General features: G+C 70.2%; 26 protein-coding genes and 1 pseudogene. 6 read left to right on the forward strand and 21 right to left on the reverse strand.

Annotated elements, in window-relative coordinates; genetic code table 11:
- Positions 1-14: 14 nt before the first annotated feature.
- The 19 genes from E2L08_RS01875 to E2L08_RS01965 all read right to left on the reverse strand — a co-directional run bounded on the left by E2L08_RS01875 (position 15) and on the right by E2L08_RS01965 (position 15,220).
- Positions 15-359, reverse strand: a complete 345-nt coding sequence (locus tag E2L08_RS01875; protein ID WP_502243735.1) for a YNQ4 family lipoprotein — start codon at positions 357-359, stop codon at positions 15-17.
- A gap of 79 nt (positions 360-438) precedes the next feature.
- On the reverse strand, positions 439-2,460 hold the full coding sequence (gene nuoG / locus E2L08_RS01880) for an NADH-quinone oxidoreductase subunit NuoG (RefSeq protein WP_133395337.1): 2,022 nt from the start codon (positions 2,458-2,460) through the stop codon (positions 439-441).
- A 114-nt stretch (positions 2,461-2,574) separates the two neighbouring features.
- Complete coding sequence (locus E2L08_RS01885; protein ID WP_133395338.1) at positions 2,575-2,925, reverse strand: hypothetical protein; 351 nt, start codon at positions 2,923-2,925, stop codon at positions 2,575-2,577.
- Entirely contained in the window at positions 2,925-3,335 is a 411-nt protein-coding gene (locus E2L08_RS01890) for a DUF5333 domain-containing protein (protein WP_133395339.1), read from the reverse strand. The genes E2L08_RS01885 and E2L08_RS01890 overlap by 1 nt, the downstream gene beginning before the upstream one ends.
- A gap of 124 nt (positions 3,336-3,459) precedes the next feature.
- Positions 3,460-3,828, reverse strand: coding sequence for a hypothetical protein (locus E2L08_RS01895; RefSeq protein WP_133395340.1), 369 nt, complete (start codon positions 3,826-3,828; stop codon positions 3,460-3,462).
- Positions 3,829-3,954: 126 nt separating this feature from the next.
- On the reverse strand, positions 3,955-4,470 hold the full coding sequence (locus E2L08_RS01900) for a DUF3291 domain-containing protein (RefSeq protein WP_133395341.1): 516 nt from the start codon (positions 4,468-4,470) through the stop codon (positions 3,955-3,957).
- Positions 4,467-5,750, reverse strand: a complete 1,284-nt coding sequence (nuoF, locus tag E2L08_RS01905) for an NADH-quinone oxidoreductase subunit NuoF (protein ID WP_133395342.1) — start codon at positions 5,748-5,750, stop codon at positions 4,467-4,469. Before nuoF ends, E2L08_RS01900 begins: the two co-directional genes overlap by 4 nt.
- A gap of 38 nt (positions 5,751-5,788) precedes the next feature.
- Positions 5,789-6,016, reverse strand: coding sequence for a DUF5337 domain-containing protein (locus E2L08_RS01910; protein WP_133395343.1), 228 nt, complete (start codon positions 6,014-6,016; stop codon positions 5,789-5,791).
- Positions 6,017-6,077: 61 nt separating this feature from the next.
- Positions 6,078-7,376: a helix-hairpin-helix domain-containing protein gene (locus tag E2L08_RS01915; RefSeq protein ID WP_133395344.1), complete on the reverse strand. Its 1,299-nt coding sequence runs from the start codon at positions 7,374-7,376 to the stop codon at positions 6,078-6,080.
- A gap of 135 nt (positions 7,377-7,511) precedes the next feature.
- The gene (locus E2L08_RS01920) at positions 7,512-8,873 is read right to left on the reverse strand and encodes an NADH-quinone oxidoreductase subunit E (RefSeq protein WP_133395345.1); all 1,362 of its coding nucleotides are present in this window, start codon (positions 8,871-8,873) and stop codon (positions 7,512-7,514) included.
- 160 nt (positions 8,874-9,033) lie between these two features.
- On the reverse strand, positions 9,034-10,245 hold the full coding sequence (locus E2L08_RS01925; protein WP_133395346.1) for an NADH-quinone oxidoreductase subunit D: 1,212 nt from the start codon (positions 10,243-10,245) through the stop codon (positions 9,034-9,036).
- On the reverse strand, positions 10,242-11,138 hold the full coding sequence (locus E2L08_RS01930) for a sulfotransferase (RefSeq protein WP_133395347.1): 897 nt from the start codon (positions 11,136-11,138) through the stop codon (positions 10,242-10,244). The genes E2L08_RS01925 and E2L08_RS01930 overlap by 4 nt, the downstream gene beginning before the upstream one ends.
- 4 nt (positions 11,139-11,142) lie before the next feature.
- Positions 11,143-11,748, reverse strand: coding sequence for an NADH-quinone oxidoreductase subunit C (locus E2L08_RS01935; RefSeq protein ID WP_133395348.1), 606 nt, complete (start codon positions 11,746-11,748; stop codon positions 11,143-11,145).
- A 21-nt stretch (positions 11,749-11,769) separates the two neighbouring features.
- Entirely contained in the window at positions 11,770-12,318 is a 549-nt protein-coding gene (locus tag E2L08_RS01940) for a NuoB/complex I 20 kDa subunit family protein (protein WP_133395349.1), read from the reverse strand.
- 131 nt (positions 12,319-12,449) lie between these two features.
- Complete coding sequence (locus E2L08_RS01945; RefSeq protein WP_133395350.1) at positions 12,450-12,815, reverse strand: NADH-quinone oxidoreductase subunit A; 366 nt, start codon at positions 12,813-12,815, stop codon at positions 12,450-12,452.
- Positions 12,816-12,867: 52 nt separating this feature from the next.
- Positions 12,868-13,554, reverse strand: coding sequence for a glutathione S-transferase family protein (locus E2L08_RS01950; protein WP_133395351.1), 687 nt, complete (start codon positions 13,552-13,554; stop codon positions 12,868-12,870).
- Between the two features lie 28 nt (positions 13,555-13,582).
- Positions 13,583-13,996 carry an ASCH domain-containing protein gene (locus E2L08_RS01955; RefSeq protein WP_133395352.1) on the reverse strand — a complete coding sequence of 138 codons (414 nt, stop codon included), beginning with the start codon at positions 13,994-13,996 and terminating at the stop codon, positions 13,583-13,585.
- 77 nt (positions 13,997-14,073) lie between these two features.
- Complete coding sequence (locus E2L08_RS01960) at positions 14,074-14,364, reverse strand: hypothetical protein (protein WP_133395353.1); 291 nt, start codon at positions 14,362-14,364, stop codon at positions 14,074-14,076.
- 187 nt (positions 14,365-14,551) lie between these two features.
- Positions 14,552-15,220, reverse strand: a complete 669-nt coding sequence (locus tag E2L08_RS01965) for an HAD-IA family hydrolase (RefSeq protein WP_133395354.1) — start codon at positions 15,218-15,220, stop codon at positions 14,552-14,554.
- 112 nt (positions 15,221-15,332) lie between these two features.
- On the opposite strand from E2L08_RS01965, the gene glmU reads away from it, so the two are divergent.
- Together glmU and glmS are read left to right on the forward strand one after the other, a co-directional pair.
- Positions 15,333-16,682 (forward strand): bifunctional UDP-N-acetylglucosamine diphosphorylase/glucosamine-1-phosphate N-acetyltransferase GlmU, encoded by a 1,350-nt coding sequence (glmU, locus tag E2L08_RS01970; protein WP_133395355.1) that lies wholly within the window; start codon positions 15,333-15,335, stop codon positions 16,680-16,682.
- Between the two features lies 1 nt (position 16,683).
- The gene (glmS, locus tag E2L08_RS01975; protein WP_133395356.1) at positions 16,684-18,498 is read left to right on the forward strand and encodes a glutamine--fructose-6-phosphate transaminase (isomerizing); all 1,815 of its coding nucleotides are present in this window, start codon (positions 16,684-16,686) and stop codon (positions 18,496-18,498) included.
- A 48-nt stretch (positions 18,499-18,546) separates the two neighbouring features.
- Here the strand turns inward: glmS and E2L08_RS01980 are convergent, their stop codons facing one another.
- Entirely contained in the window at positions 18,547-19,071 is a 525-nt protein-coding gene (locus E2L08_RS01980) for a hypothetical protein (RefSeq protein ID WP_168771020.1), read from the reverse strand.
- Between the two features lie 221 nt (positions 19,072-19,292).
- Between E2L08_RS01980 and moaA the strand changes: the two genes are divergently transcribed.
- From moaA to E2L08_RS17190, 3 genes and pseudogenes are all read left to right on the forward strand, one after another.
- A complete protein-coding gene (moaA, locus tag E2L08_RS01985) occupies positions 19,293-20,297 on the forward strand; it encodes a GTP 3',8-cyclase MoaA (protein WP_133395357.1) in 1,005 nt (334 codons plus the stop codon).
- Between the two features lie 18 nt (positions 20,298-20,315).
- Positions 20,316-20,945 (forward strand): annotated as a pseudogene (locus tag E2L08_RS17185) (3-deoxy-D-manno-octulosonic acid transferase); the annotation flags it as partial.
- A gap of 612 nt (positions 20,946-21,557) precedes the next feature.
- Positions 21,558-22,601 carry a glycosyltransferase family 4 protein gene (locus E2L08_RS17190; RefSeq protein ID WP_240757976.1) on the forward strand — a complete coding sequence of 348 codons (1,044 nt, stop codon included), beginning with the start codon at positions 21,558-21,560 and terminating at the stop codon, positions 22,599-22,601.
- 9 nt (positions 22,602-22,610) lie between these two features.
- Here E2L08_RS17190 and E2L08_RS01995 read toward each other — a convergent pair whose 3' ends face one another.
- Entirely contained in the window at positions 22,611-23,768 is a 1,158-nt protein-coding gene (locus E2L08_RS01995) for a M20 aminoacylase family protein (RefSeq protein WP_133395359.1), read from the reverse strand.
- A gap of 125 nt (positions 23,769-23,893) precedes the next feature.
- Here E2L08_RS01995 and E2L08_RS02000 point away from each other — a divergent pair, with 125 nt between their 5' ends.
- Positions 23,894-25,282, forward strand: a complete 1,389-nt coding sequence (locus tag E2L08_RS02000) for an MATE family efflux transporter (RefSeq protein WP_133395360.1) — start codon at positions 23,894-23,896, stop codon at positions 25,280-25,282.
- Position 25,283: the final 1 nt, after the last annotated feature.

The following is a 25,283-nucleotide window of genomic DNA, read 5'->3' on the forward strand; positions in this document are numbered from 1 at the left end:
CACCTCAACCATTCTCAGACCGTCGGAATACCGTCTTCGCCGCAGCGCGCGACCACCACCTCGGCGTCGATCGTGCGTGCGCCGGGGGGCAGCGCGGGCGACACGGTGTAAACCGCATCTCCTCGCCAAACGCCACCCTCCTCGTTGACATTCGTGCGCACGAGCCGGGCGAAACCGAACCCCCGGATCAGCGTATATTGCGCCGCGACGCATTCGGCATAGGCCTCGACATCGGCCGGGCCGCGCGCGCCGCGCATCTCGACGAGGAAATTCACGAGATCGTCGTCGAGCAGCCGGGTCTGCGCCCCGAGCCAGCGCGCCCCCTGAGGGGGCAGGCCCATCCGCGCCGCCTCGGCCACCGGGTCGGGCGGGGGCGGCGCGGCCGTGCAGCCGCCCGAGACGAGCGCCAGCGCCAGGACCCACCCCCCCCGCAATCGCCTATTCCGCGGCCAGTTGCGGCGCCGCGCGGTCGCGCGCGCGCTGCGCCAGCTCGCCCATCAGCGCACTGGCCCGCAGGATCGGGTTGGCCAGATAATGCGATGTCGACGACGCCTTGAGCGGCGTATCGGCGATCTCGCCCGGCTCGAGCGGGTGAAGCTCGTTTTCGGGCACATCGTCCACGGCCCCCAGAACGGGATGCGCCGCGACCATGGCGCGGCGCAGCGCGGGCAGCGAATCGTAGGGCAGGACCGCCCCGATCTCGGCCGAAAGCGCGCGCAGGATCGCCCAGTTCTCCTTGGCCTCGCCGGGCGCGAAACTGGCGCGCAGCGCGATCTGCGGTCGCCCCTCGGTGTTGACGAAAAGACCGTTTTCCTCGGTGTAGCAGGCGGCGGGCAGGATGATGTCGGCGCGGTGCGCCCCCCGGTCGCCATGGCTGCCCTGGTAGATCACCGTCGGGCCGGCGGGGATCTCGACCTCGTCCATCCCCAGCGAGAACACCGTCTCGGCACCGGCCAACGCGGCCGCCATGCCGCCGTCGCAGACCGCGCCCACATCCATCGCGCCCACGCGGCTTGCCGCGTTGTGCAGGATCAGCACGCCCGATCCGGTCGCCTCGGCATAGCGATGCGCCTCGGCGAGGATGGCCGCGCCGTCGTCGCGGCGCAGCGCCTCCTGACCCACGATCACGATCGAGGACGCCTCGCGCAGCTCGTCGCTGACCCCGGCATCGGCCAGCCGCGTCAGTTCGGCCGGGCTGTCGCCCGCATGGGCATAGTCATAGCTCAGGTTCTCGGCCGCGCCGACGACGACCACATCGCCGCCGCGCAGCCACGCCTTGCGGATGCGCGCGTTCAGAACCGGCGCGTCGCGGCGCGGATTGACGCCCACCAGCACGACGAGCCGGGCGAAATCTATATCCTCGATCCGGGCGGTGCCGGCATAGCCGCCGCGATTGCCCGCCGGGAGTTTGGCGCCATCGGTGCGGCACTCCACCCGGCCGCCCTGCCCCTCGATCAGGGCCTTGAGCGCAAAGATCGCCTCGGTCGGGGCGAGGTCGCCGACCAATCCCGCGACCTTCCGGCCCTTGATCGCCTCGGCCGCGGCCGCGAGCGCCTCGGGCCATGTGGCGGGGCGCAGCTTTCCGTTTTCGCGCAGGTAGGGCCGGTCGAGCCGCTGGCGCCGCAGCCCGTCCCAGACATAGCGCGAGCGGTCCGACAGCCATTCCTCGTTCACGCCGTCATTGTTGCGCGGCAGGATGCGCATGACTTCGCGCCCCTTGGTGTCGACCCGGATGTTCGAGCCGAGCGCATCCATAACGTCGATCGATTCGGTCTTGGTCAGCTCCCACGGGCGGGCGGTGAACGCATAGGGCTTGGAGGTCAGCGCGCCCACCGGGCACAGATCCACGATATTGCCCTGCAGCTCGGAATCGAGCGTCTCGCCCAGGTAGGACGTGATCTCGGCATCCTCGCCGCGCCCGGTCTGGCCAAGCTCGGGCGCGCCCGCGACCTCGGTGATGAAGCGCACGCAGCGCGTGCACGAGATGCAGCGCGTCATATGCGTGCCCACCAGCGGCCCGAGGTCGAGATTCTCGACCGCGCGCTTGGGTTCGCGATAGCGCGAGAAATCGACGCCGTAGGCCATCGCCTGGTCCTGAAGGTCGCACTCCCCGCCCTGGTCGCAGATCGGACAGTCGAGCGGGTGGTTGATGAGCAGGAACTCCATCACGCCTTCGCGGGCCTTTTTCACCATGGGCGAGTTGGTCCGCACCTGCGGCGGCGCGTTGTCGGGGCCGGGGCGCAGGTCGCGCACCTGCATGGCGCAGGACGCGGCGGGCTTGGGCGGGCCGCCCACCACCTCGACGAGGCACATGCGGCAGTTGCCCGCGATGCTGAGCCGTTCGTGATAGCAGAACCGCGGGATCTCGATCCCGGCCACTTCGCAGGCCTGGATCAGCGTCATGGCCGGATCGACCTCGACCTCGTGCCCGTCGATGATGATTTTACGCAGATCGCCCATTGCGCCACTCCGTAGCTCGTCTGAGATCGCGCCCCGTCTAGACCGATCGACGGGCCGCGAAAACCGCTTCTTCGGAAATCCGTTCGTTTTGTCGCGGACCCCGAGGCCCCGCGCCTACCAGCGTTCGCAGCGGCCCGCGAAGGCATAATAGGCCAGATCCGCCTCGGAATAGCGGCGGATCGTGTCGAGATGCGCGCCCGCATAGCCGGTCTCGCGCGCGCAATAGGCCGACGTGACCTCGACCGCGCGCCGCAGCGCGGGCTCGTAGGGGGCGATGTTCTCGCCCACGTAAACCGTCAGCCTCTGGCCCGGAACGGCCGCGATGATGGCCTGTTCCGGCTTGAAATCGGGCATGTAGCCCGGATGGTGGCCGTCGGGCACCGGCCCGCCGGGCGGGATCGGCGGCACCGTGTTCGACGCGCAACCGGCCAGCACGAGCGCGGCGAGGATCAGGACCCCGCGCATCAATTGGCCTTGAGCAGGCGGCCGGCCTGCGTCCCGCGCGCCATTTCCTCGCGCCCCACGGCGCAGAACCCCGAGGTGTTGCCCGCCGTCGCCCCGCGCGCCGCCAGGTCGGCGCGGATCTCGGCGCGCAGCGCGTCCTCGGCCGCATCGTTATCGGTCAGCTGCTTGATCTCGGCCTGGCTGTAGCCCGCCTCGAGTGCGTAGCTTTCGAGCGACTTGAGAAAGGTATAGGCCCGCACGAGCCGCGGCGAGATCTGCGGGCAGTTCTTGCGGATCTCGTCGGCCAGCCCGATGGCATAGAACCCCTGCCGCACGGTCGGGTCGTTGACCAGCGCATGTTGCGCCAGCGCGGCCCCGCCAAGCGTCGGCATCAGGGCAAGAAGGGCGGCAAGGATCGAGCTTCGCGGCATTGTCAGAACTCCGGTCGCGGGCGCAGGAAACGCGGCCCGCTCGGGGGGAATATGTCGCGCCCGCCCCCTCGGGGCAAGGCGGCGCAGGGCAAAGAGCGTCACCAAGAGGTGAGCGGCCGCTCACTCACCGCCCCGTGCAGCGTCCCGAGAACACCAGCCGCCCGTCCGGCGCCTGACCGACGCTCCAGTCGTCGGGGCCGCCAACCGTGGTCCAGTCGATATCCGAGGTGCCGAAATAGCGGATGCAATGCATGGTCGCGGGGTGGCGGACGCTTTCGCGCAGTTGGGGCAGGCCCGCCCCGCGCGCATCGACGAGAACCTGGAACTCGGGCTGCGCGCGATCCGCCGCGATCTCGGCGGCAAAGGGCAGCTGCCGTTCGGGAACCATGCGCAGCAGGCGGTCGCTGCCCGGATAGGGGATCGAGGGAAGGCTGCCGCAAGAGGCCGTCACCGCCCCCGCCATCGCCATGATTGCCAGTCTGCCCGCGCGCACTGCACCCTCCACACCGCCGGAACCCCGCGTCCCCGGTCCGGCTATAGCGGATCGACCCGGCCCCGGCAAACCCCGTGTGACCGCTTAACCGGGGGATTTCGCTGCAAAACCCGGCGGCTTGCGGGTTCAGGCGCCCAGGGCAGGCGCGCACCGCTCGGCCGCGGTGCGCCGCGCATCCGCGCCCGCCCAGTCGAAGGCTTCGGCGGTGGGGCCGAGGCGGCGCAGCAGGTCCAGCCGCTCCAACGCCTCGCCCAGCGTCGGGCGATGGCCCTGCGGCACGTACCACAGCACGAGGTGCTGCTCGGCCAGCGCGGTGAACCACTCGGCCCGGCGGGTGTAGAACTGGCGATGCACCGTGTCCCAGACGAACCGCTCGAGCGCGGCGACATCCGTCCAGACCGTCAGGTTCGAGATCGCCCGCAAATCGCCGTCAATCTTGGCCTCGGTGTTGCCGGTACCGGGCTCGCCCGACCCCTCCATCATCCAGACGAATCCCGGCATCCGCTTGCCCATGCCGTTGACGCGGTCCAGCGCATCCATGAAGGGGGCGACGCGCGGATCGTCGGTATCGGCGGCCAGCACGCCCACGTTAAGCTGTGCCAGATGCGTGCCGGGCGGCTGGGGAAAGGCGCCGCCCGTCACTCGGCCGCCATGGACGGGCGCTTGTGCCTGATGCGATCCTCGATCTCGTCGCGGAAATGCCGGATCAGCCCCTGGATCGGCCAGGCCGCCGCGTCGCCCAGCGCGCAGATCGTGTGCCCCTCGACCTGCTTGGTCACGTCGAGCAGCATGTCGATCTCTTCGGGGTGGGCATCGCCGCGCACGAGCCGTTCCATCACCCGCATCATCCAGCCGGTGCCTTCGCGGCAGGGCGTGCACTGGCCGCAGCTTTCGTGCTTGTAGAACGCCGCAAGCCGCCAGATCGCCTTGATAATATCGGTGTTCTTGTCCATCACGATCACCGCCGCGGTGCCAAGGCCCGACTTCTGCTCGCGCAGCCAGTCGAAATCCATGATCGCGTCCTTCATCACCGAACCGGGCAGGCAGGGCACCGATGAGCCGCCGGGAATCACCGCCTTGAGGTTGTCCCAGCCGCCGCGGATGCCGCCGCAATGGCGCTCGATCAGCTCTTCGAAGCTGATCGACATGGCCTCCTCGACGACGCAGGGATTGTTGACGTGGCCCGAGATCGCGAAAACCTTGGTGCCCGCGTTCTTGTCGCGGCCAAAGCCCGCGAACCACGACCCGCCCCGCCGCAGGATGGTCGGCACCACCGCGATGGATTCGACGTTGTTCACCGTGGTCGGGCAGCCGTAAAGCCCCGCGCCGGCGGGAAACGGCGGTTTCATCCGCGGCATGCCCTTCTTGCCCTCGAGGCTTTCGAGCAGGGCGGTTTCCTCGCCGCAGATATAGGCGCCCGCGCCATGGGTGAGGTAGATGTCGAAATCCCACCCCGACCCGGCGGCGTTGCGGCCGAGCAGCCCGTCGTCATAGGCCTCGTCGATGGCCGCCTGAAGCGCCTCGCGCTCGCGGATATACTCGCCGCGGATGTAGATATAGGCGGCATGGGCGTTCATCGCGAAGGACGCGATCAGGCAGCCCTCGATCAGCGTATGCGGATCGTGGCGCATGATCTCGCGATCCTTGCAGGTGCCCGGCTCGGATTCGTCGGCATTGACGACGAGGTAGGACGGCCGGCCGTCCGACTCCTTGGGCATGAAGGACCATTTCAGCCCGGTCGGAAATCCCGCGCCGCCACGGCCGCGCAGGCCCGAATCCTTGACCTCCTGGACGATCCAGTCGCGCCCCTTCTTGATGAGGTCGCCCGTCCCGTCCCAATGTCCGCGCGACTTGGCCCCCGCGAGCGAGCGGTCGCCCATCCCGTAGAGATTGGTGAATATGCGGTCCTTGTCGTCCAGCATGGTCGGCCCCTCGGCAGGTTCGGTTCGGCTGTAGCGCACTATCTGTCGTCTTCGCGGCCGCTTTGCCAGATGCGAAATGTCGCGACAAGCGCCCAGACGAACGCGGCCAGCGCCGCGAGGTCCACCACGAAGACCGCGCGCGGCGGCAATCCCAGCGCGCCGCCGACCAGTTGCGCGCCGAACCACGCGATCATCGTGATCGCCATGACGACGCCCACGTTACGCGCCCGGCGGGCGCGCGCAAGCTGCCTGTCGTCGCGGCTCATGCCGGGGCGCGGGCGTCTCTGCGGGGCGGCGGCACCGCCCCGCGCTCATTCGCGGCTGGGCTCATTCGGCGTCGCCGCGATCGGCCTGGGACGCGTCGCCGGCATCCTCGCCACGGGCGAGCCGACCGGCCTGCGCGATCCAGTCGTCGCGCCAGGCACGGCCGCGGAACCCCTCGAGATGCTCGTCGATCCAGTCGAGCTCGTCATCGGACCAGGCCGCGATCTGGTCGTAGTGATAGACGCCGAGCCCGTGCAGCACATCCTCGAGCTTGGGGCCCACGCCCTTGATCCGCTTGAGATCGTCGGCACCGCCCTCGCGCGGCGCGTCGCGCAGCGGCGGCCGCTTGCCGACCGTCGGATCGGGCGCGCCGTTCGTGCCCGCCGTCGTCGCGGGGGCGGTGTCGGGCGCGGGGCCGGTCGCGACGGCCCCCGCATCCGTGGCGGCATCGGCGGCCGAGCCGCCGACCACGGTGCCGCCCGCGATCTCGGCATTGCCCGCGATCCCGGCCGCGCCGCCCCGCGCCGCGTCCGAGTTGCGCCCCGCCAGCGCCCCGCCCGAGGCGGTGTCCTCCCCGGCATCGCCGTGGGCGGTCCCGCCGCCCGACCCCGATCCGCTCGAGCCCGCGCCCACCGCGCCGGCCGTGCCGCCGGGCAGGTCGCTGCCATGGGCGATCCCGCCCGGCTGCGTGTCCGAGCCGCCGCCCCGCGCGGTGTCCGACCCGCCCGTGGCCGAGCCGCCCGTGGCCGACCCGCCCGACCTGTCGTCGTCGCCTTCCTTGGCGCGGGCCGCGTCCTCGGTCTGGCCCGGCGCCGCGCCGTGATCCTTGACCGGCGCGCCGCTGCCGCCCTCACCCTCGCGTGAATAGGTCGCGCCCACGCCCTGCCCCGTCTCGTCGGGCCGGGCCGAGGCGCCGGTCTCGGGCTCGGTCGTATCCGCCTTCTGCCCCACCGTCGGCATCCCGCCGGTCTCGGGGCGGCCGGCCGTGCCCGCGTGATCGCCCGTGCCGTCGGCGCCGCCACGGGCCACGGCCATCGTGCCGCCAGCGGCCCCCATCGGCACGCCGACCGCGCCGCCCGTCACCCCGGCCGAGCCGGGCGTCACACCGGCGGTGCCGGCCGGAACCGTGCGGTCGCCCAGCTTGCCGTCCTTGGGCGACAGGTCGGGACGCTCGCGCGGGCTGCGCTCGTGGAAGCCGATGAACAGAAAGGCGATCGCCGCCGCCGCGACAACGATCGCGAGGAAGGCCGCCGGCGAAAAGCTGAACCCGCCGACAACCATCAGCGCGACGAAGGCGACGAAACCGATGCCGCCGGCGATAGCCGCGACGATCAAAATGGAGCCCTGAGATTGTTTCGACATGACGACCCTTCCCGTTGAAAGGGGGGGCCGACATGCCCCCCGCACTGTCAGACAGGGGGCATCACGCCCCCGTTACGCCCGAACCTAGCGCGCCGATGGGGGTTTGTCTGCAATCGCGTGGCGATTATCGCGGGGCTATTCCTCGCCGCGCAACAATACCTTGGCCTGCCCGACCCAGTCGTCGCGGATCGCGCGGCCGCGAAAGCCCTCGATGTTGCGGTCGACCCAGGCCAGCTCCGCCGCCTGCCAGCTTGCGATCTGGTCGAGGTGATAGATGCCCATGGCGTTCAACGCCTCTTCGAGCCTGGGGCCGATTCCGCGCACCCGCTTGAGATCGTCGGCCCCGCCCTCGCGCGGGGCTTCGAGCGTCTCGGGTCGCCGCTCCTCGCCCTCGGGGATGGCGGCGGCGGCCTCGTTGGCCGGGTCGGCATCGTCGCCCGCGCGGGCGGGCTGGCCCGCGGCGCGGCCCTCGGTGTCATCCCCGCCCGACAGGGGCCCCGCGCCGTCATGGCTGCTGGTCTCGCGGCCCGGCGCCTGGTGATCGCCCGTGTCGCCCGCGGGTGCATGTCCGGGCGTGCGGCCCTGCCCCTCGCCGATGGTGGCGTCGCCGCCCATCACCTCGCCCTCGTCGGGGCGGGCCTTGTTGTCGGCGTCGGTCTCCTGCCGCGTGGTCGCCTTGGGGCTCACGGGCTTGCCCCGGCCGGGCTGCGCGCCTGGCGTGGGCTTGTCCACCGCGCCACGCGGCGGCAGCAGGTCGTCGTTGATCGAGGGCGGCACCGCCGCCGCGCTGTCGGCGACCGGCGTCCAGGGCGCGCGCAGCGGCACCTCGGTGCCGTCGATGCGCTTGAGCGTATCGCCGATTTCGGTGGCGAGCCTCACGCTGGCATTGCCCTCGTGATGCCGCTCCATCTCGAGCGAGGTCAGCCCCGCCGCGGGCTCCGAGGCAAAGCGGCCGATCTGGCTGCCGGGCACCGGCACCTCGCCCGCCGCCATGCGGTCGATCAGCTTCCCGAGCGTCTCGGCCGTCAGGTCCTCGTAGTAATCCTTGCCGATCTGGGCCATCGGCGCGTTGGCGCAGGCGCCGAGGCATTCGACCTCTTCCCACGAGAACTTGCCGTCCGCGCTGATCTCGTGCGGGCGCGGCGCGATCTTCTGCCGGCAGACCGAGATCAGATCCTCGGCGCCGCAGATCATGCAGGAAGTCGTCCCGCAAACCTGGATATGCGCCACGCGCCCAACCGGCTGGAGCTGGAACATGAAGTAAAAGGTCGCGACCTCGAGCACGCGGATATAGGCCATGCCCAGCATCCGCGCGACCTCTTCCATGGCGGGCCGGGTCAGCCAGCCCTCCTGCTCCTGCGCGCGCCACAAAAGCGCGATGACCGCGCTGGCCTGCCGCCCCTCGGGATACTTGGTGATCTGCGCCTCGGCCCATTCGCGGTTGGCCTCGGTAAAGGCAAAGCTCTCGGGCTGGTCGTGATACAGGCGGCGCAGCATGGGCAGACCTCTTTCGTCTCGATCGCGGCAGCACCTAGCGCATCGCTTTCCCAAGCGAAAGATCGCTTGCGGCTGCGCGGCCCTGCCGTCTCTGTTTCCTCAAATACTCATTCCCGACCGCCGCGCGCGCAGCCGGTCGGGCCGCGCGCAGGGCTGCGGATCAGCGGTCGATCTCTCCGAACACGACGTCGAGCGTCCCGATGATCGCGGCCACATCGGCAAGCTGGTGGCCCTTGGAGATATGGTCCATCGCCTGCAGGTGCAGATAGCCCGGCGCGCGCAGCTTGGCGCGGTAGGGCCGGTTCGTGCCGTCGGCCACGAGATAGACGCCGAACTCCCCCTTGGGGGCTTCGACCGCGGCATAGACCTCGCCCTCGGGGACGTGGAACCCCTCGGTGTAGAGCTTGAAGTGATGGATCAGCGCCTCCATCGAGGTCTTCATGTCGCGCCGCGTCGGCGGGCTCAGCTTGCCGCGATGCATGACGGGGCCGGGCTCGTCGCGCAGTTTTTTCAGCGCCTGCCGCATGATCTTGGCGGATTCGCGCATCTCGGCCATGCGGATCAGGTAGCGGTCGTAGCAATCGCCGTTCACGCCCACCGGGATCTCGAACTCGAACTCGTCATAGCACTCGTAGGGTTGGGCGCGGCGCAGGTCCCAGGCCAGCCCCGAGCCGCGCGCCATGACGCCCGACATGCCCCAGTCGAACACCTCCTGCTGCGAGATGATGGCGATATCGACATTGCGCTGCTTGAAGATCCGGTTCTCGGTCAGAAGCCCGTCGAGATCGTCCAGCACACCCAGGAACGGGTCGATCCAGTCGTCGATATCCTCGATCAGCTCGGGCGGCAGATCCTGGTGGACGCCGCCGGGGCGGAAATAATTGGCATGAAGCCGCGCGCCGCAGGCCCGTTCGTAGAAAATCATCAGCTTTTCGCGCTCTTCGAACCCCCAGAGCGGCGGGGTCAGCGCGCCGACGTCCATCGCCTGCGTGGTCACGTTCAGCAGATGGGACAGGATGCGCCCGATCTCGCAGAACAGAACGCGGATGAGCTGCCCGCGGCGCGGCACCTCGGTCCCGGTCAGCCGCTCGATGGCGAGAACCCAGGCGTGTTCCTGGTTCATCGGGCTTACGTAGTCGAGCCGGTCGAGATAGGGCAGGTTCTGCAGATAGGTCCGCGTCTCCATCAGCTTTTCGGTGCCGCGGTGCAGCAGCCCGATATGGGGGTCGCAGCGCTCGACGATCTCACCGTCGAGTTCCAGCACCAGTCGCAGCACGCCATGGGCCGCCGGGTGCTGGGGCCCGAAGTTGATATTGAAGTTGCGGATCTTCTGCTCGCCCGTCTGGGCGTCTTCGAATGCCGTGTCTTTCATCTCGGGTCCCCATGGGTCTCGGGCAGCCATGCCTCGGGCAGCGATCCGAAGCGCAGGCGAATATACTCGTATTGCGGGCGAAGGAAACGGCGCATGGCGTCGCGCTGCTGCCGCGTGGCGGGCAAGGCCACGCCTTCGTGATGGCGAGTGGGCGGCGCGGGCACGGGCGCAATGCCGAGAAAGTCGCAGATCCGCGCGAGCCCCGCATCGGTGAACGCCTCTTCGCTGGTCATGGCCAGCAGGTTCCCGGCCGGGATCGCCGCATCGAGCCGGCCCAGCGCGCCGCGATAGTCGCAGCGCCGCGCGACGCCGGCCCGCTTGCCGGCGAAAACGGCGTGCATCGCGCGATCGACCCGCGCGGCAAGCCCGTCATCGCCGTCCCGCCCGGCACTTTCGACCATGCGCAGATTCGACCAGAGCCGCGCCACCGGATCGCGCATCAGATAGATCAGCCGCAGGCCCGGCGTCGCACGGGCCATCTCGGCCAGCCGCTCGCGCGGCAAAAGCGCATAGCTGGGGCTGGCCTCTCCAACCACCGCGCGGCCCCCGCGGCCATGCGACAGGTAGGCCAGCCAGTCATCCGCCGTGGCGCCGTCCTCGTGCAGCGCCGCGACCGCGTCCATATCCGCCAACTCGGCCCGAAGCCGCCCCTCGGGGTCGCCCTCGTCGGCGATGCGGGTCAGCTTGCGCGCGGCCGAGGCGCCCAGCCGGTCCAGCATCGACGCCTGCGAAACCTCGATCCCCGCATCCCAGAAATGCAGCTCCTTGACGCCGCGCAAATGGCATTCGGGATGGCCCCGCAGCGTCTCGAAAAGCCAGGTCGTACCGGCCTTGGTCGCGCCGGCGCAGATCATCACGCGCAGGGCGCCCGCGGGGTCGACGCGCGGCTCCACCCGCTCAGGCCGGGGCGTCGCCGGACTTCTCGTCGCCCGGAAGCACGTATTCCGCGCCCTCCCAGGGGCTGAGGAAGTCGAACTGCCGGTATTCCTGCACGAGGTTCACGGGCTCGTAGACCACGCGCTTGACCGTCTCGTCATAGCGCAGCTCGACATAGCCGGTGGTCGGGAAATCCTTGCGCAGCGGATAGCCGCGGAAACCGTAATCGGTGAGGATGCGCCGCAGGTCCGGGTGGCCGGTGAACAGCACGCCAAACATGTCGAACACCTCGCGCTCGAACCAGTTGGCGGCCGGGAAAATCGAAGTGATCGAGGGCGCCATCTCGTCCTCGCGCACCTCGGCCTTGAGGCGGATGCGCTGGTTCTCGTGCATCGAGAGAAAGTGATAGACGAGGTCGAACCGCGCCTCGCGCTCGGGCCGGTCCACGGCGGTGATGTCGATCAGCGTCGTGAAGCGGCAGTTGCGGTCGCTTTTCAGGAACTCGACCAGCGACGGGATCGAGGCCAGCGCGACATTCACCGTCAGCTCGTCAAAGGCGATCTCGGTCGAGAGCACGCAATCGGGCCGCGAGGTCTTGATGTGGTCGGCCAGTTCGGTCAGCGGCATGGGCTAATCCTGGTTGAGGTCTCAGCGGACGATGGTGCCGGTGCGGCGGATCTTTCGCTGCAACTGGAGGATGCCGTAAAGCAGCGCCTCGGCGGTCGGCGGGCAGCCGGGAACGTAGATATCGACCGGCACGACGCGGTCGCAGCCGCGCACCACCGAATAGCTGTAGTGGTAATACCCCCCGCCATTGGCGCAGGAGCCCATCGAGATCACGTAGCGCGGCTCGGGCATCTGGTCGTAGACCTTGCGCAGCGCGGGGGCCATCTTGTTGGTCAGCGTCCCCGCGACGATCATCACGTCGGACTGGCGCGGGCTCGCGCGCGGCGCGACGCCGAACCGCTCGGCATCGTAGCGCGGCATCGAGGTATGCATCATCTCGACCGCGCAGCAGGCCAGCCCGAAGGTCATCCAGTGCAGCGAGCCGGTGCGCGCCCAGTTGATGATGTCCTCGGACGTGGTGAGCAGGAAACCCTTGTCGGTCAGCTCCCGGTTCAGCGCCTGCGTGGCGTGTTCGGGGTCGGGGCCGGCCGTCAGGGCACCGTAGGGGGTCGCTCCGGGGGTCACGGACATGACGAATTCTCCTCATGGGTCGGCGGGGCGCCAAGGGCGCGCCCGGACCGTCGCATTCACCTATTATCGCCGCGGCCCGGCGTCAACGCGCGCCCCCTCGCGTCGGGCGGGCGCGCTCCGCCCGGCGGGCGTCACTCCCAGTCGAGCGCGCCCTTCTTCCATTCATAGGCGAACCCGATGGTCAGCACGCCCAGGAACGCCATCATCGACCAGAAGGCCGCGTCGGTCATCGCGTGAAAGGTCACGGCCCAGGGAAACAGGAACGCGATCTCGAGATCGAAGATGATGAACAGGATCGACACGAGGTAAAAGCGCACGTCGAACTTCATCCGGGCGTCGTCAAAGGCGTTGAACCCGCATTCATAGGCCGACACCTTTTCGGAATCGGGGTTGCGCACGGCGACGATCACCGCCGCCAGGATCAGGATCACGCCCAGCGCCACGGCAAGGCCCAGCAGGATCAGGATCGGCAGGTAGTCGCGCAGAATGTCGTTCATCGCATCGGCTCCGGTCGGGATTGGCTTGGGCTACCGCCTCGGCCGCCCGCGGTCAACGCGGCACGGTGTCCGCGTCGGGCCACGCGGGGTAGAAATCGCTTGCATAAAGCGGCTCGGCATCCGCTGGCGGCAGCGACCGGCGGAACGCCTCGCGCTCGGTGATCTCGCGATACCAGCGCGCGACCTCGGGAAACGGGTCGAGCGGCGCGAAATGGCGCGCCATCCACACCGCCTGCCCGACCGCGATATCGGCCGCCGAAAAGCCGCTGGTCAGCAGGTAGTCGCGATTCTCGACCGGGGTGGAAAGGCGCCCCTCGATGGCGGCAAAGAGCTTGCCCAGCCGCGCCGCCTCGAGCCGCATCACCGTGGGCGAGCGCATCGCATCCTCGCGCAGAACGATATGCTGCTGCGTCAGCGCCGTGCTCGACTGGCTGATCGTCTCGGCGAAATGCAGCCAGGTCAGGAAATCGGGGCGGTCGATATCGCCGGGCGGCCGGCCCAGCCCCCGCTCGGGGAAACGCTCGCACAGGATCTCGAGTATGGCGCCCGATTCCCAGACCGTCTCGCCGTCGATCTCGAGCGCGGGCACCCGCCCCGAGGGGTTGATGCTGAGATATTCGGGATCGCGCAGCGTCCGGTCGAAGGGGCGCACCCTGAGCGAGAACTCCACCCCCAGCTCGTGCAGCAGCCACAGCACCCGCATCGACCGCGTGCCGTGGCAATGATGCAGCACGATCACCGCGCGCGTCCCGCCGCGCCGCGCCGCCTCACTCCAGCACCTCGATCACGCGGAACCGCTCGCATAAGAGCGGCATGTCCTCGGCAAAGCCGCCGTTGCGGGCAAAGAACGCGGCGTGATCGGCGCGCCAGCGCGCGAAATCGCCCTCTCCCTCGGCTAGGGCGAAATCCTCGGGCACATCGCGGAACGGGCTCTCGAACACCTCGGTGGTCTCGATCACGACGCGGGGCGTGCCATCCCAATCCGTCGCGATATCGCGGCGCCCGACCTCGGGGCGGCCGGGCTCGCCCTCGGGGAAATCGCGCAGCGCGCCGCAGGTCGCCGTCTTCTTGCCCGCGATCACCAGCGCCGTCAGCCGGCGGCACATCTCCCGCGAATCGCCGAAGCGGAACGTGCCGGCACCCGGATAGGTGTCGTTGAGATCCTCGTAGTCGTCATCCATCCCGCGCGGCCCTGCCCCGATCCGGTTCGCTGTCGCGCGCGATCCTAGACGCGGGGGCGGGGCCGTGCAACGCGCGCTCAGATCCCGCCCGCACGCGGCGCGATCACCCGGCCCAGCCGGTCGACCCGCCACGTCATCCGCGCGCCTTGCGCGCCACAGGTGACGACGACCCAGGCCCGACCGGTGCCGGGGCGCGCGACGCAGGTGGCCGGGTCGCCCGCCGGCTCGGCCGCGACATAGCGGCGGGCCATGGCGGCGACCACGTCGCCCTCGGCCAGGCGGGCGACCCCCATGCCCCAGCGCAGCCCAAGCACGGCCGCCAGGACGATCAGCGCCGCGACCGGCGCGAACAGCAGCCGACGGCTCATGACGGCACCCCCTGCATCCTCGCAGGCCCAGCTATAACGCCCCGGCAAGCGCTCGGGCCAGACCCTCCGGCCCAGATCGGCAGGGGCGCCCCGAATGTCGCCTTTGTGCAAGCCGTCGCCGGGGAAACCCCTGCGGACGCTGCGTCACCTTGAGGCCAGATTGCGCGATATATGCAAGAACCGGCGCTCAGCCCCGGCCGAGCAGCCGTTCGGCCAAATCGGGAAGGTCGGCATAGGCGTCGAGAATCGCATCCGCGCCGAGCTCGGCCAGCCGCTCGGGTTCGGGGCCGAACCGCACCAGCACGCTGGGCACACCCGCCGCCCGCGCCGTCAAATGATCGGTCTCGGTATCGCCCACCATGAGCGCACGCGCCGGATCGCCCCCCGCCCGCGTCACCGCCTCGCGAAAGGGCGCGGGGTCGGGCTTGCGCAGCGGCAGCGTGTCGGCCCCCACCAGCGCGGCAAAGGCGTCGCGCAGCCCCATCCGCGCCATCAGCGTCTCGGCCAGACCCTCGGGCTTGTTGGTGCAGATGACCGACACGATCCCCGCGCGCGCCATCTCGTCCACTGCCTCCATCGCGCCGGGATAGACCTGCGAATGGGTGTCGATATTGGCGCCGTAATGCTCCAGCAAGGGGCCGTAATGCGCGTCCACCGCGGCCTCGTCGCCGCGCCCGATCCGCTCGAACCCCAGCCGCAGCATCGCGCGTCCGCCGCGGAACGCCACCGCCTTGTCCGCCACCGGGTCCAGCGGATGGCCCGCCCCCATCGCGTCGAAACAGGCATTGGCCGCGGCGATCAGGTCGGCGCCGGTATCGACCAGCGTTCCGTCGAGGTCGAAAACGACGATTCGCATCGGCCGATCCTTTCGAGGAAGTGAAACGCGCGGCAACCCGATGTGACCGCGCCGCGGCCTTGCGCGCCGCGCTCTTGGGGGTAGAACGGCGCGAGGCAGAAGGAAAGCAGCCATGACCACGCATATCGTCTGCCTCGCGGCGGGCCAGGGCACGCGCATGAACTCGGACCGGCCCAAGGTGCTGCACGAGATCGCGCATGCGCCGCTCTTCGTTCACGCGCTGGGTGCCGCGCGCGATCTGGACGGGGGACGCAGGGTGCTGGTCGTGGGCCACGGCGCCGACGAGGTGCGCGCCGCCGCCGCCGACGCCCTGCCCGATCTCGAGATCGTCGAACAGGCCGAGCGGCGCGGAACGGCCCATGCCGTGGCCCAGGCCCGCCCCGCGCTGCAAGGCGCCGGCGGCGATGTCATCGTGCTATACGGCGACACGCCCTTCATCCGGCCCGAGACGCTGGCGCGGCTGGCCGCCGCCCGCGCGGGCGGGGCCGATGTGGTCGTGCTGGGATTCGAGGCCGCCGATCCGGGGCGCTACGGGCGGCTCGTGGTCGAGGGCGGCACGCTCGAACGCATCGTCGAGTTCAAGGACGCCACCGAGGCCGAGCAAGCCATCACGCTTTGCAACTCCGGCGTCGTCTGCGCCGATGCCGCGCTGCTGTTCGACCTGATCGACGCGGTCGGCTGCGAGAATGCCAGCGGCGAATACTACCTCACCGATATCGTCGGGATCGCCCGCGCGCGCGGCCTGCACGCCGCCGCCGTCACCTGCCCCGAGGCCGAGACCATGGGCATCAACACCCGCGCCGAGCTTGCCCGCGCCGAGGCGCTGTGGCAGGCGCGCCGCCGTGCCGAGGCGCTTGCGGACGGGGTCACGCTGGTCGCGCCCGACACGGTGTTCTTTGCCCACGACACCCATATCGGCCGCGATGCCGTAGTCGAGCCGAACGTCGTCTTCGGCCCCGACGTGACCGTGGAATCGGGCGCCGTCATCCGCGCCTTCAGCCATCTCGAGGGCGCGCATGTCGGCGCCCGCGCGGTGATCGGCCCCTATGCGCGGCTGCGCCCCGGCGCCGAGATCGGCAACGGCGCGAAGATCGGCAATTTCGTCGAGGTGAAGGCCGCCGAGATCGGCGAGGGCGCAAAGGTCAACCACCTCAGCTATGTCGGCGACGCGCAGGTGGGCGAGGCGGCCAATCTCGGCGCCGGCACCGTCACCTGCAACTATGACGGCGTGTTCAAGCACCGCACCGAGATCGGGGCGGGCGCCTTCATCGGGTCGTCGACGATGCTGGTCGCGCCGGTCCGCATCGGCGCCGGGGCGATGACCGGATCGGGCTCGGTCATCACCTCCGACGTGCCCGACGGCGCGTTGGCGATCGGACGCGCCCGACAGGTCGTCAAGGACGGGCTGGCGCGGCGGATGATGGACAGGCTGCGCGCGGCCAAGGCGAAAAGGACCAACTGAGATGTGCGGAATCGTGGGCATCCTCGCCAGTTACGAGGTCTCTCCGGTGATCCTCGAGGCGCTGCGCCGGCTGGAATATCGCGGCTACGACAGCGCCGGGATCGCCACGGTCGAGCACGGCACGCTCGACACGCGGCGCGCGGTGGGCAAGCTCGTCAACCTCTCGGACCGGCTGGTGCGCGAGCCGCTGCGTGGGCAATCGGGCATCGGGCACACGCGCTGGGCCACCCATGGCGCCCCGGCCGAGGTCAACGCCCACCCCCACCGCGCCGGACCGGTCGCGGTCGTGCATAACGGCATCATCGAGAACCACGCCGCCATCGCGACCGAGCTTGCCACGCGCGGCTATGTCCCCGACTCGGCCACCGATACCGAGATCGTGGCGCTGCTGGTGCAAAGCCACATGGATGCGGGCGCCGCGCCCGAGGACGCCGTGGCCGCCACGCTGGCGCGGCTCGACGGGGCTTTTGCGCTGGCCTTTCTCTTCGAGGGCGAAAGCGACCTGATGATCGCCGCGCGCCGCGGCTCGCCCCTGGCGGTCGCCCATGACGGGGCGCAGGCCTTCGTGGGGTCGGACGCCATCGCGCTGGGCCCGCTCACCGACCGGATCGTCTATCTCGAAGAGGGCGACCTTGCCGTTCTGACGCGCGCGGGGATGACGATCCGCGATGCGGAGGGCGCGCCGGTCGCGCGGCCCGCCGTGGCCGTCGCCGCCGGGGCGGGCGAGATCGACAAGGGCGGGTATCGCCACTTCATGGCCAAGGAGATCGCCGAGCAGCCCGGCGCGGTCGACGGCTGCCTGCGCCACTATATCGGGCCGGGCGGCGCCATCGCCTTTCCCGAGGCGGCCGGGACGCTCGACGGGGTCCGCCGCATCGTTCTCGTCGCCTGCGGCACGGCGTTCTATGCCTGCGCGGTGGCGAAATACTGGTTCGAGACCCTCGCCCGCATCCCATGCGAGATCGACGTCGCGTCCGAGTTCCGCTATCGCGAACCCCCGATCGAGGACGGCACGCTTGCCATCTTCGTCAGCCAGTCGGGCGAGACCGCCGATACCCTGGCCGCGCTGCGCTATTGCACGGGGCGGGCGCGCACGCTCGGGGTGGTCAATGTCACCACCTCGTCGATCGCGCGCGAGGCCGACGCGGCCCTGCCGATCCTTGCGGGGGTCGAGATCGGGGTCGCCTCGACCAAGGCCTTTACCTGCCAGTTGACGGTGCTGGCGCTGCTGGCGCTGGCCGCCGCACGCGACCGCGACGCCCTGCCCCCGGCCGAGATCGCCGCGCGGCTGGACGAGCTGCGCCGCGTCCCGGCGATGATCTCGCAGGCGCTGGCCATCGAGGACCGGCTGGGCGAGATCGGCCGCCACCTGTCCGAGGCGCGCGACATCCTGTTCCTGGGCCGCGGCGCGATGTATCCCCTCGCGCTCGAGGGGGCGCTGAAGCTGAAGGAAATCAGCTATATCCACGCCGAAGGATATGCCAGCGGAGAGCTCAAGCACGGGCCCATCGCGCTTGTCGACGAGCATGTGCCGATCATCGTCTTCGCGCCGTCGGACCCGCTTTTCGGCAAGACCGTCTCGAACATGCAGGAGGTCATGGCCCGCGGCGGCCGGGTCGTCCTGATCTCGGACGCCGCGGGGCTTTCCGCCGCGCCCGCGCCATGGGCGGCGGTCGAGATGCCGGCGCTGTCGCCGACATGGGCGCCCATCGTCTATGCCGTGCCGGCGCAGCTTTTGGCCTATCACACCGCGGTGGCAAAGGGCACCGATGTGGACCAGCCGCGCAACCTCGCGAAATCGGTCACGGTCGAATAGCCCGGACCGGCGCCCCGTCCTGCACCGCCGCGCAGGTTGGCAGGCGGGCTAGTTGCGATAGACCGCGATGGTGGGCAGGTCCGTCAGCCCGAGGTTCAAGAGCCGCATCGCCGCGATGGAAAGCTGCGCGCCGTCGCCCGGATCGGGGCGCAGTTCGACCACGCCGCTCGCCCCCGATCCGACCACCTCGACCCTGCCCGAGGTCGGCTCCGTCACCAGCCCGGTCTTGAGCCACAGCCCCGGCTCGGTCGGATCGCCGAGCGACGCCACCACCTCGCCCAGCCGTTCCTCGCCCCCGGTCGGCGCGGCCGTGGCCGCGGCTTTCTGCGCGTCGGTCACGGTGTCGAAATCGGCGGCGGTGCGGGCCGCGGCCGGGGGTTCGGGCGCGCTGACCACCGCGGCGATCTCGGCCGGGGCGCCCGACGGCGCCGCGCCCGGCGCATGCGGCGCCGCGCCCGGCGCGGTTGCCTCGGCACCCTGCGGCGCCATGTCGCCGCGCATCTGGGCACAACCCGCGACGGACAGTGCAGCGAGCAGGAAAACGGGAGCGGTGATCGCGAAACGGTATGTCATGGCGCCACAATAGGAACGGCGCCACCGCTTGCCAAACCCTTTCGCCACCGCCCGAACGGCCTGTCGTGTCATTGCATCGCACCCTCCCTCTTCCGGTTCCGATCGCTCGATGCCCGGCCACCGCTATAGCACCCGATTCGCTAACGAATCATGAACGGGGGCCTTAACCAAAAGGGCGGGCGAGGCTTGCGGCGGGGTCGAACGGGGCCTAGGTTCGGGACATGACCGAAAAGCTCGTCGATCCGTTCCAGCGTGCCATCAGCTATCTCCGTGTCTCGGTCACGGATCGCTGCGATTTCCGCTGCGTCTATTGCATGTCCGAGGCGATGCAGTTCCTGCCGAAAAAGGAATTGCTGACGCTCGAGGAACTCGATCGCATGTGCTCGACCTTCATCGGGATGGGCGTGCGCAAGCTGCGAATCACGGGCGGCGAGCCGCTGGTGCGGCGCGAGATCATGACGTTTTTCCACGCCATGTCCCGCCATCTCGAGGATGGATCGCTTGACGAATTGACGCTGACGACCAACGGCTCGCAGCTGGCGCGCTTTGCCGACGACCTCTTTGCCGCCGGTGTCCGCCGGGTGAACGTGTCCCTCGACACGCTGGACGAGGCGAAATTCGCCCGCGTGACCCGCTGGGGCCGCCTGCCCCAGGTGATGAAGGGGATCGACGCCGCGCAGAATGCCGGGCTGCGGGTCAAGATCAACGCCGTGGCGCTCAAGGGCTTCAACGAGGACGAGCTGTTCACGTTGGTCGACTGGTGCGCCGGCCGCGACATGGACCTCACCTTCATCGAGGTCATGCCCATGGGCGACATGGGCGAAGAGGACCGGATCGGCCAGTACTGGGCGCTCAGCGATCTGCGGCGCGATCTTGCGACCCGCTACACGCTGATCGATTCGGCCAAGCGCACGGGCGGCCCCGCGCGCTATGTGACCCTTGCCGAGACGGGGCAGAATATCGGCTTCATCACGCCGCTTACCCATAATTTCTGCGAAAGCTGCAATCGCGTGCGCCTGACCTGCACCGGCCAGCTTTTCATGTGCCTCGGGCAGGAGGACATGGTCGATTTGCGCGAACCGCTGCGTGCCTCTGACAATAACGAGATCCTGCAAAACGCCATCCGCGCCGCCATTTCGCTCAAGCCCAAGGGGCATGATTTCGACTATTCCCGGCAAGAGGTCGCGGGCCAGGTCTCCCGCCACATGAGCCATACCGGCGGCTAGTCCCGCGCCCCGCCCCGGATGAGCGTCGCCTCGCGCCTCGCCTACGCGATCTATGCCGGGCTGACCGCAGTCGCCGGGCCGATCTTTGCCACCCGCGACGCCCGCCGCCTGCGCGCGGCCGGGGTCGCTCCCGACCGTATCGCCGAACGGCGCGGCAATGCCACGCGCCCCCGTCCGGCGGGGCGGCTGATCTGGATCCATGCCGTCAGCGTCGGCGAGGCGCGGTCGATCCTGCCCTTGCTCGGTGTGCTGCCGGACGACGTTACGCCGCTTGTCACCACAACATCGGCCAGCTCGGCCGAGCTCATGTCGCGCGAGCTGCCCGGCGCCGCGATCCACCAGTTCGCCCCGCTCGACACGCCCGGCGCGGTGCGGCGGTTCCTCGAGCATTGGCAACCCTGGGCCATGGTGCTGACCGAAAGCGAACTCTGGCCCCGCCAGATCGCCGCCGCGCATTGGCGCGGATGCCCGGTGATCCTCGTCAACGCTCGCGCGTCGGACAGGTCGCTGGCGCGTTGGCGCAAGCTCGCCCCGCTGGCGCGTCACATGACCGAACGGCTGGCGCTGGTCCTTGCGCAGGACGCGCGGACCCGTGACGGGCTGGTCGCGCTGGGGCTCCCCCCCGACCGCGCCGAGGTCACGGGATCGCTGAAATTCGCGTCCGCGCCCCGGCCGGTCGATCCGGCCGCGCTTGCGCCGCTGCGCGCATCGGTGGGGTCGCGCCCCGCATGGCTCGCCGCTTCGACCCACGAGGGCGAAGAGGCCATCGCCGCCGCCGCCCACGCGCGGATCTGCGCCGATATCCCCGATGCGCTGATGATCCTCGCGCCGCGCCATCCCGACCGCGCTGACGCCATCGCGGCCGATCTGCGGAAAGGCGGGTGGCGCGTCGCCCGCCGATCCGCGGGCGAGGCGATCGCGCCCGACACCCGGATATACCTCGCCGATACGCTGGGCGAGATGGGGCTTTGGCACGGGATCGCGCGCGCGGCCTTTGTCGGCGGGTCCTTTGCTCCGCGCGGCGGGCATACCCCGTTCGAGGCCGCGCAGGCCGGGCTGCGGGTCGTCTCGGGGCCCGATATCGCGAATTTCACCGATATCTACGCCGCGCTCGAGGCGACGGGCGGGGCGAGGGTCGTGTCCGACCCGGACGATCTGGCCGCTGCCCTGCGCGACGCGCTGGATGCGGGTGCGGCACCGCCGCTTCCGCCCGGCCTCGCGCCCGACCCCCGCGATATCGCGGCGCGGATCGCGCCGTTCCTGCACGATCCCGCGCCGCCCGAGATCCTCGCGCCGAACCTCAAGAGGCGGCTGTCGGGCGTGACGGCGACGGTCGTGCGGCTCGTTCCGGTGCAGTCGCGGCTGCGGCCGGTGCGCGCCTCGGGTCCGGCCCTGCCGCCCCATGTGCCGCAGATCCCGTTGGGGCGCCTCGCCTTCTTGCCGCGCGACATGACGCGGGTCTGGCACGCGCGCCGCAATGTCGAGATGATCGCCGGTATGGCGCTGCGCCAGATCGCGCGGCGGCGGCTCAGGCTGCTGTTCACCTCGGCCTCGCAACGGCATCACACCGGGCTCACGCGTTGGCTGATCGCGCGGATGGACGGGGTGGTCGCGACCTCGGACAAGTCAGCCGCCTATCTCGCGAGGCCCGCGACGGTGATCCGCCATGGCATCGACTGCGACGCCTTTCACCCCGAGCCCGGTGCGCGTGACGTGGTCCGCGCCCGGCTGGGCATCCCCCCCGAGGGCGAGCTCGTGGGCTGTTTCGGGCGGCTCAGGGCCAGCAAGGGCACGGATATCTTCGTCGATGCGATGATCGCCGTGGCGCGCGCGCGGCCTGGCGTCACCGCGCTGGTGATGGGGCGCGCCGTCGGACGGGACGAGGCGTTTCGCGACGACCTGGTGGCACGGGTGGCACAGGCGGGGCTGGAGGGACGGGTCGTGTTCCTGCCCGAGGTCGAGACCCACCAGACGCCGCGATACTACGCCGCGCTCGATCTCTATGTCGCGCCGCAGCGATGGGAGGGGTTCGGCCTCACCCCGCTCGAGGCGATGGCGGCCGGCTTGCCCGTGGTGGCGACGCGTACCGGCGCCTTTGACGAGATCGTCGAGGATGGGCGCACCGGTCGGCTGGTCCCGCCCGGCGATGCCGATGCCCTTGCCGCGGCTATTCTCGCCGTGCTGGATGCCCCGGACCGCGCCGATATGGGCGCGGCGGGGCTGGCGCGGGCGCGGGCCGTTTTCTCGCTCGAGGCCGAGGCAGAGGCGCTCGACCGCGTCTATCGCGACCTGCTGGATGGCTGAGGCGCGCCCCTAGCCCAGGGGCAGGCGCCGTTCGGCCAGTTCGACCCAGAACGAGCAGCCTGCGGGCATCACGCTGTCGTCGAAATCGTATTCGGGGTGGTGAACGGGCGCGGAATCGCCGTTGCCGAGCAGGATATAGGCGCCCGGACGCTTTTGCAGCATGTATGCGAAATCCTCGCCCGCCATGATGATCGGCGCCGCGTCGCAGCCGCCGCCCACCTCGCGCGCGATCCCGGCGGCAAAGCCGGTCTCGGTCTCGGCATTGGCCATCACCGGATATCCCCGCATGTAATCGAGTTCGGCCCTCGCGCCATGCGCCTCGGCGATGCCGCGCGCGATCCGGCCCAGCGCGGCCTCGGTCGCGGCACGCACGCTGTCGGACACGGTCCGCACCGTGCCTCGCATCGTCACCCGCGAGGGGATCACGTTGAACGCCTCGGACGAACTCTGGATCGACGTGACCGACACCACGACCGGATCGACCGGGTCGGTCTGGCGCGCGGCGATCCCCTGAAGCCCCGCGACGATCTGAGACGCGATAAAGACCGGGTCCACCGTCTCGTGCGGCTTGGCCGCGTGCCCGCCGCGCCCGTGCACGACAAGCTCGAACAGGTCGGTCGCGGCAAAGAAGGCACCGGGACGGATGGCAAAGCTGCCGGGCGCCATGCCGGGCCAGTTGTGCAGCCCATAGACCTCGGCGATGTCGAACCGCTCGATCAGGCCGTCCTCGACCATGGCGAGGCCGCCGCCGCCGCCCTCTTCGGCGGGTTGGAAGATCACCGCGACGCGACCCGCAAAATTGCGCGTCTCGGCCAGGTAGCGCGCGGCCCCGAGCAGCATGGTCGTGTGGCCGTCATGGCCGCAGGCATGCATCTTGCCGGGCACGGTCGAGGCATGGGGCGCGCCGGTTTCCTCGGCGATGGGCAATGCGTCCATATCGGCGCGCAGCCCCACGGTCGGACCCTTGGCGCGGCCTTCGATGATGCCCACGACCCCGGTGCGCCCGATCCCCTCGACCACCTCGTCGCAGCCGAAGGCCCTCAGCCGTTCGGCCACCTTGGCCGCGGTGCGGTGGGTGTCGTAGAGCAGTTCGGGATGGGCGTGGAAATCGCGCCGCCATTCGGTCAGTTCGGGCAGCCACTCGGCAAAGCGGTTTCGGACGGGCATGGGCGGTCTCTCCGGTTCTGGCGCGCGACGATCCGACGCGCGCGCGGTAAGGTCAAGCCGCCCGCCCGCGGCGATTTCGCCGCAGCCCGCTCGCCCCGGCGGCGCGGGGCGCTATCTCGGCCCCGATGAGCGAACGTCAACTTACCGAGGGCCCGGTCTCGCGGGCCGTGCTGGCCGTGTCGGCGCCGATGGTGATCGGCATTCTGGGCGTGATCGCCGTCGGTCTGGCCGATGCCTATTTCCTCGGCCGCGTCGGGCAGACCGAACTGGCCGCCGTGGGCTATATTTATCCCGTGACCACGGCCGTCACGTCGCTGTCGATCGGGCTGTCGGCGGGGGCCAACGCGGCGCTGTCGCAAGGCATCGGCAGCGGCGAGGCGCAATCCGAGACCGAGCGCACCGGCCTGCACGCGCTGGCGCTGGGGGTGGTGATGGGGTCGCTGATGGGCGTCGGGCTCTGGGCCGTAACATTCCCGCTGTTCGGGCTGATCGGCGCGGGCGAAGAGGTGCTGCCCGAGATCGCCGATTACGTGTTCTACTGGGCGATATCCTTCCCGTTCCTCGTGCTGGTCATGCTGATCGGCGCGCTGTTCCGGGCGCGCGGAGACGGCGTGACGGCGGCGGTCGTGATGTCGAGCCAGGCGGTGCTGAACATCGCGCTCGACCCGGTCCTGATCTTCGGCATGGGGCCGATCCCGGCCATGTCGACGGGCGGCGCGGGGCTGGCCACGCTGATCGTGCGGGTGCTCGCGGCGGTGGGCGGGCTGCTCTGGGCGTGGCGCTGCGGCTATCTCACGCCCTGCGCCAACGTGTGGCGCGGCGTGATCGCCTCGGTCCGGCGGATCGGGGGGGTGGGGCTTCCGGCGGCGTTCTCGAACGCGATCAACCCCGCCGGCATGGCGGCGGTGACGGCGGCGGTCGCGACGCTGGGCGAGGCGGCGGTGGCTGGGTTCGGCGCGGCGACGCGCATCCAGACGCTCGCCATCGTGCCGCTGCTGGGGCTGAGCTCGGGGATCGGGCCGGTGATTGGCCAGAACTGGGGCGCGGGCCGCACCGACCGGGCCGCGGGCGCGCTGCGCTTTACCTTTGCGCTATGCGCGGGCTACGGCACGGCGGTGGGGCTGGTGCTGCTGGTCTTCGGGCCCGAGATCAGCGCGCTCATCGCCTCGGGCCCCGAGGATGCGGCCATCGCCACCACCTATCTGCGGATCGTGGGCTTTACCCTTTTCGGCTACGGTGTCGTCATCACCAGCAACGCGGCGATGAACGCCCGGTCGCGGGCCGTGTGGTCGATGTGGCTGAGCCTCGGCCGGATCTTTGCACTTTATCTGCCGCTGGCCTGGGCGCTCGTCTTCGCGATGGGGTTCACCGGCATCGCCATCGCCGCGGCGGTCGCCAATGTCGGCGCGGCGCTGGCGGCCGTGATCGCGGTGCGCGCGGTGGGGCTGCTGGGCCGCCTGCCCGGCCCGGCCGAGGCGCCGGCCCGCGGGCTGGGGCGGCTGACCGGGCAGTGAG

This window comes from Palleronia sediminis, from assembly GCF_004358695.1.
Lineage (GTDB): Bacteria > Pseudomonadota > Alphaproteobacteria > Rhodobacterales > Rhodobacteraceae > Palleronia > Palleronia sediminis.

What these genes read in the sequence shown, in the direction of transcription:
- nuoG (WP_133395337.1), bottom strand. Translation starts at nt 2,460, where the DNA reads ATGGGCGATCTGCGTAAAATCATCATCGACGGGCACGAGGTCGAGGTC.
- E2L08_RS01885 (WP_133395338.1), bottom strand. Translation starts at nt 2,925, where the DNA reads ATGCGCGGGGTCCTGATCCTCGCCGCGCTCGTGCTGGCCGGTTGCGCG.
- E2L08_RS01890 (WP_133395339.1), bottom strand. Translation starts at nt 3,335, where the DNA reads ATGCCGCGAAGCTCGATCCTTGCCGCCCTTCTTGCCCTGATGCCGACG.
- nuoF (WP_133395342.1), bottom strand. Translation starts at nt 5,750, where the DNA reads ATGCTGGACGACAAGGACCGCATATTCACCAATCTCTACGGGATGGGC.
- E2L08_RS01910 (WP_133395343.1), bottom strand. Translation starts at nt 6,016, where the DNA reads ATGAGCCGCGACGACAGGCAGCTTGCGCGCGCCCGCCGGGCGCGTAAC.
- E2L08_RS01915 (WP_133395344.1), bottom strand. Translation starts at nt 7,376, where the DNA reads ATGTCGAAACAATCTCAGGGCTCCATTTTGATCGTCGCGGCTATCGCC.
- E2L08_RS01920 (WP_133395345.1), bottom strand. Translation starts at nt 8,873, where the DNA reads ATGCTGCGCCGCCTGTATCACGACCAGCCCGAGAGCTTTGCCTTTACC.
- E2L08_RS01925 (WP_133395346.1), bottom strand. Translation starts at nt 10,245, where the DNA reads ATGAAAGACACGGCATTCGAAGACGCCCAGACGGGCGAGCAGAAGATC.
- E2L08_RS01935 (WP_133395348.1), bottom strand. Translation starts at nt 11,748, where the DNA reads ATGCCGCTGACCGAACTGGCCGACCACATCAAGACCTCGCGGCCCGAT.
- E2L08_RS01940 (WP_133395349.1), bottom strand. Translation starts at nt 12,318, where the DNA reads ATGTCCGTGACCCCCGGAGCGACCCCCTACGGTGCCCTGACGGCCGGC.
- E2L08_RS01945 (WP_133395350.1), bottom strand. Translation starts at nt 12,815, where the DNA reads ATGAACGACATTCTGCGCGACTACCTGCCGATCCTGATCCTGCTGGGC.
- E2L08_RS01955 (WP_133395352.1), bottom strand. Translation starts at nt 13,996, where the DNA reads ATGGATGACGACTACGAGGATCTCAACGACACCTATCCGGGTGCCGGC.
- E2L08_RS01960 (WP_133395353.1), bottom strand. Translation starts at nt 14,364, where the DNA reads ATGAGCCGTCGGCTGCTGTTCGCGCCGGTCGCGGCGCTGATCGTCCTG.
- E2L08_RS01965 (WP_133395354.1), bottom strand. Translation starts at nt 15,220, where the DNA reads ATGCGAATCGTCGTTTTCGACCTCGACGGAACGCTGGTCGATACCGGC.
- glmU (WP_133395355.1), top strand. Translation starts at nt 15,333, where the DNA reads ATGACCACGCATATCGTCTGCCTCGCGGCGGGCCAGGGCACGCGCATG.
- glmS (WP_133395356.1), top strand. Translation starts at nt 16,684, where the DNA reads ATGTGCGGAATCGTGGGCATCCTCGCCAGTTACGAGGTCTCTCCGGTG.
- E2L08_RS01980 (WP_168771020.1), bottom strand. Translation starts at nt 19,071, where the DNA reads ATGACATACCGTTTCGCGATCACCGCTCCCGTTTTCCTGCTCGCTGCA.
- moaA (WP_133395357.1), top strand. Translation starts at nt 19,293, where the DNA reads ATGACCGAAAAGCTCGTCGATCCGTTCCAGCGTGCCATCAGCTATCTC.
- E2L08_RS01995 (WP_133395359.1), bottom strand. Translation starts at nt 23,768, where the DNA reads ATGCCCGTCCGAAACCGCTTTGCCGAGTGGCTGCCCGAACTGACCGAA.
- E2L08_RS02000 (WP_133395360.1), top strand. Translation starts at nt 23,894, where the DNA reads ATGAGCGAACGTCAACTTACCGAGGGCCCGGTCTCGCGGGCCGTGCTG.